The 3780-nt window shown below is 64.9% G+C and carries 4 protein-coding genes; 2 read left to right on the top strand and 2 right to left on the bottom strand.

The genetic code is table 11. The annotated features are described in order from the left end of the window. The coding region (locus tag K8V11_RS08770; protein ID WP_303912877.1) for an MMPL family transporter at window positions 1-1018 on the bottom strand (1018 nt) is incomplete at its 3' end. 114 nt (window positions 1019-1132) lie between these two features. Then, a complete protein-coding gene (locus K8V11_RS08765) occupies window positions 1133-1813 on the bottom strand; it encodes a TetR/AcrR family transcriptional regulator (RefSeq protein ID WP_303912874.1) in 681 nt (226 codons plus the stop codon). A gap of 112 nt (window positions 1814-1925) precedes the next feature. On the opposite strand from K8V11_RS08765, the gene K8V11_RS08760 reads away from it, so the two are divergent. Both K8V11_RS08760 and K8V11_RS08755 read left to right on the top strand, forming a co-directional pair. Further along, on the top strand, window positions 1926-2138 hold the full coding sequence (locus K8V11_RS08760; protein WP_303912871.1) for a hypothetical protein: 213 nt from the start codon (window positions 1926-1928) through the stop codon (window positions 2136-2138). 82 nt (window positions 2139-2220) lie between these two features. Beyond that, a complete protein-coding gene (locus tag K8V11_RS08755) occupies window positions 2221-3438 on the top strand; it encodes a lipase family protein (RefSeq protein WP_303912866.1) in 1218 nt (405 codons plus the stop codon). The last annotated feature ends 342 nt before the right edge of the window (window positions 3439-3780 follow it).

Below are 3780 nucleotides of genomic sequence, written 5' to 3'. Positions count from 1 at the left end.
CGGCGATCGCCATGGCAACGCCCAGCGCTGCGGCGACACCCATGATCGTGAGGAAGGGGATGCCCGCGACGAACAGGCCGATGAGCGCGATGATGACCGTGACACCGGCGAAGACGACGGCCGAACCGGCGGTCGCGGTCGCGATGGCGGCGGCCTTCGCCGGGTCCACGCCCTCGCGCAGCTCGTCGCGGTAGCGGGAGACGATGAACAGGGCGTAGTCGATTCCGACCGCCAGACCGATCATCAACGCGAGCATCGGCGCCGTCGCCATCACGTCGAGCGATCCGGTCGACGCCTGGATCAACAGCTCGGTTACCGCGACGCCGATCAGCGCAGTGAACAGCGGGATGACGGCGGTCTTCAGTGAACGAAACAGGGCGTAGAGAAAGATGAGTGCGAGGACGATGCCGATCGCTTCTGTCGCGCTCGGCTCGGGAACGTTATTCGAGAACGCTTCCCCGCCCAGGTGAATCTGCGAACCTTCCGGCAACCCGTCGTCGGCGGCCATCGCGGTGTGCTCGAGCCCGGCCAGGGACGATTCGGTGACGTCGAACATTGGAACCGCATACTGCGCGGTAATGATCGCCGTGGCCCGATCTTCCGAGATCGTGCCGGAGACGAGATCGTCGTACGGGGACGCCACCGAGGCGATCTGTTCGACACCGGACAACTGGCGGACAGCCTCGTCGATACCCGCCCGCGCGGCGTCATCGTCGGTCGTCACGCCATCCGGCAGCTCGACGACCACCTGGGCCGAGGTGCCTGCTGCTTCAGGGTAGATGCGGCTGAGGTCCTCGAGCGCCTCCTGAGATTCGACGCCGGGGATCTCGATCGTGTCATTCGTACCGGCGCCGAGGGCCAGCGCGGCCGCGGCGCAGAGGGCGATCAGCACGAACCACAGCGCGATCACTCGCCATCCGAGCCGGTAACACGCTCGGCCGAGGCTATAGAGAAATGAAGACACGTACTCGCTCCGGATCGACGTCGTGGCCACCACGTCTGGCGGCGTGCGCTGCACGGGCGCAGCACCACCCGAAGCTAATTGACGATTTCGTCAGAAGTCAACACTTTCTGACGAAATCGTCAATTTAGTCGGGGTGTGAGCCCCTGGATCTTGAGCAAGCAGAAGCGATCAGAGTTCGAGCAGCGGAACCGGGAGGGCGAGAAGTTCCTCGATCCGCTCACCGGGAACACCGAGGAGCTGCAGTAAGTCCCCGGACACTGCATCGGCCACGGCGCCGTCGGATTCCTCGGGATGGTTGTGGATCCGCTGTCCAAGCATGAGGATCGCGCCCAACATCGTCCCGGTAGCGCCTTCGACATCGCGCACGTGAAACTCCCCCGCCTCCACGCCCTTGACGATGTCCTCGCGCACGCGAACGGCGAGACTACTCGAATCGGTATAGAACTCGCTGCCCCGCCTGATGAGGGCGAGCGACAGCGTCGGCACCTGGCGGTGGAGCCGGCCGATTACCCGAAATGCCTGGCAGCACTGCTGCGCGTGGCCGCCGCCGGGCGAGACGACACGGTCGATCATGTCGGCGACGATGTCCACTCCGTATTCGAGCGCGTCCCGAAAGAACGTGCCCTTGTCCGCGAAATGGTTGTAGAACGTGCCCTGACCGACGCCGGCCGTCCGCGTGATCTCGAGGACGGATACGTCCGTGCACTCCTCGGCGATGAGAAAGAGTCCTGCGTGGAGCAGCTCCCGGCGAGTGCGCTCGCGCCGCCCGAGCTGCGAGGTGTCGGGAAGCAGTTCGACAGGAAGAGAGCGGGCGTACCGCTCTGCGACACTGCCACTTTCTCTCACCATGCTTCGACCTCCCTGCCCGCACCCAAAAAAGTTAGCAGCAACGGCGATCGCCCGCCTCCCGATTGGCGCGCTTCCGGCCATCGCCCCGGCTGCGGGCGACTAACATGCCTACATGTGCTCGACTCCGGAAATCGTGGAGACGCTCGACCGCTGGGAAACCTCCGGCGGGATTTGGCGCGTACTCTCGAAAGACTCGGATTCGGTGGTTTTCGGTCTCTTCACTTGTGACGGCGGAGAGCAAATGTCCCAGGTCGCCAGCCCACGCACGCAGGAGCTGGAGGCATTTCTCGCCGGCCGCCTCTCCAGCGAGGGGTATCTGACATAACCGAACGCCAAATCCCAAATTTCACTCCAGACACATGTACGGTCGTTAAGGCATGTGTTGTTGATTTAATGGAGAATTCTTAATGCGCGTTCGGACTCTCGGCGTCGTGGCTTGTGCCGCTCTACTGATTCCGCTCATCTCACCTGGCGCGGCGGCCGCCGACGGGTATAGCGATAGCTTCTTCCGCCCGGCGCCGACAGGCGAGCCTGGCGATGTCCTGAACTCACGGAAAGAATTCCTCCCCCACTTCCCCGGCTCCGAGGTCGACCAGATGGTCTTCCGGTCAACCGACAGCCACGATAAGCCGACCACCGGCGCCGCAACTCTTATCCGTCCGCCAGGTATGCGCGAAAACGCACCGATTTTCACCTACGACCACTTCATCAATGCGCTGTCCTCGGACTGCCAACCCTCGGCTTCCTTCCGCGCTCGGGACCTCGAAGCCCAGCTCCTCGGCGCGACGATGGCGATTACGAACCTCGCGCTCGCGCGCGGCTGGGCGGTTCTTCTGCCAGACCACGAGGGCCCCGACGCGGCCTACGGCGCGAACATCCAAGGCGGGCGAATCACGCTCGACGCGATCCGCGCGGCAACCAGCGCCAAATACCGCACCGAGCACAGTGAAACGGCCGTCGTCGGGTACTCCGGAGGAAGTGGGCCCGCGTACTTCGCGGCTTCGCAACAACCGGAGTACGCCCCGGACGTCAACCTCGCCGGAGCAGCGGTGGGCGGGTTCCCGGCGGACTATGCCGAGCAAATCGAGTTCGGCTTCCGGGGCATCGGCCCCAAGCCCGGCGCCCCGTTGGGCACCATCGCCGCCCTCGGCTTGTCCCGCGAATATCCGGAAATGGATATTCACGGCAAGTTCCACGACCGCGGCAAGGCCTACGCCAACAGCATCAAGGACGCGTGCACCCAATCACTTCTGGCCTCCGCCGTTCAGGTTCCGGACTTGCCGGCCGTCACTAACCTGTCGATTGACGAGTTACTTTCCGACCCCGATATCCGCCCGGTGTTGGAGCGTGAGAGCGCGGTCAACGCGCCCACGCCCGACGCTCCGCTGTACCTCTGGCAGAGCCCGAACGATGGCATGCTGCCCTACGAACCGGTGCGCCGGGTCGCCGGGAAAAACTGCGCAGAGGGCACGCCCACCACGTTCTCGGCCGCGTCCGGCACAGACCACCTCACGGTCGCGGTCGCGGGCATCCCGGCCGTGCTCGACTGGGTCGACGGCCGATTCGCCGGCAAGCCTGCCCCGTCGAACTGCAACGGCAGTCCCTCCTCGCCCTTCGGGTCTTAGCGCGTAAAGCGGTTCATCACCGGCGCGCTCGACCGAATCCTGCACGCGCCATGGATGGCCCGCGCGCCGATCCCGATGTTCAAGGCTGGGCTCGGCCCGTTGTTCCGCGGACGCTTTCTACTCCTCGAGCATCGCGGTCGCCTTTCGGGCAAGCCGCGCAATGTCGTTCTCGAGGTCATCGACCGCCCGGCCGTCGGCACGAAGCGCAGGAGTTCGGCACCGCGGAATTCCTTCCTTCGTAGCAGTCGACCGCGGTTCTCGACCGCTACGCGATTCAACGCCCCGCAGCGTGGGAGACGCTCAGCTCGATTCTCGAACAGCGCCTCGCGCCGGGGACGGCGG

The sequence above is a fragment of the Dietzia timorensis genome (assembly GCF_020742175.1).
Classification (GTDB): Bacteria; Actinomycetota; Actinomycetes; order Mycobacteriales; family Mycobacteriaceae; genus Dietzia; species Dietzia timorensis_A.
The sequence above is the reverse complement of the archived record's forward strand: the minus strand, read 5'-3'. Positions and strand labels throughout refer to the sequence as shown.

Coding starts and splice junctions, on each gene's coding strand:
- K8V11_RS08765 (WP_303912874.1), bottom strand. CDS start 1,813: ATGGTGAGAGAAAGTGGCAGTGTCGCAGAGCGGTACGCCCGCTCTCTT.
- K8V11_RS08755 (WP_303912866.1), top strand. CDS start 2,221: ATGCGCGTTCGGACTCTCGGCGTCGTGGCTTGTGCCGCTCTACTGATT.
- K8V11_RS08760 (WP_303912871.1), top strand. CDS start 1,926: ATGTGCTCGACTCCGGAAATCGTGGAGACGCTCGACCGCTGGGAAACC.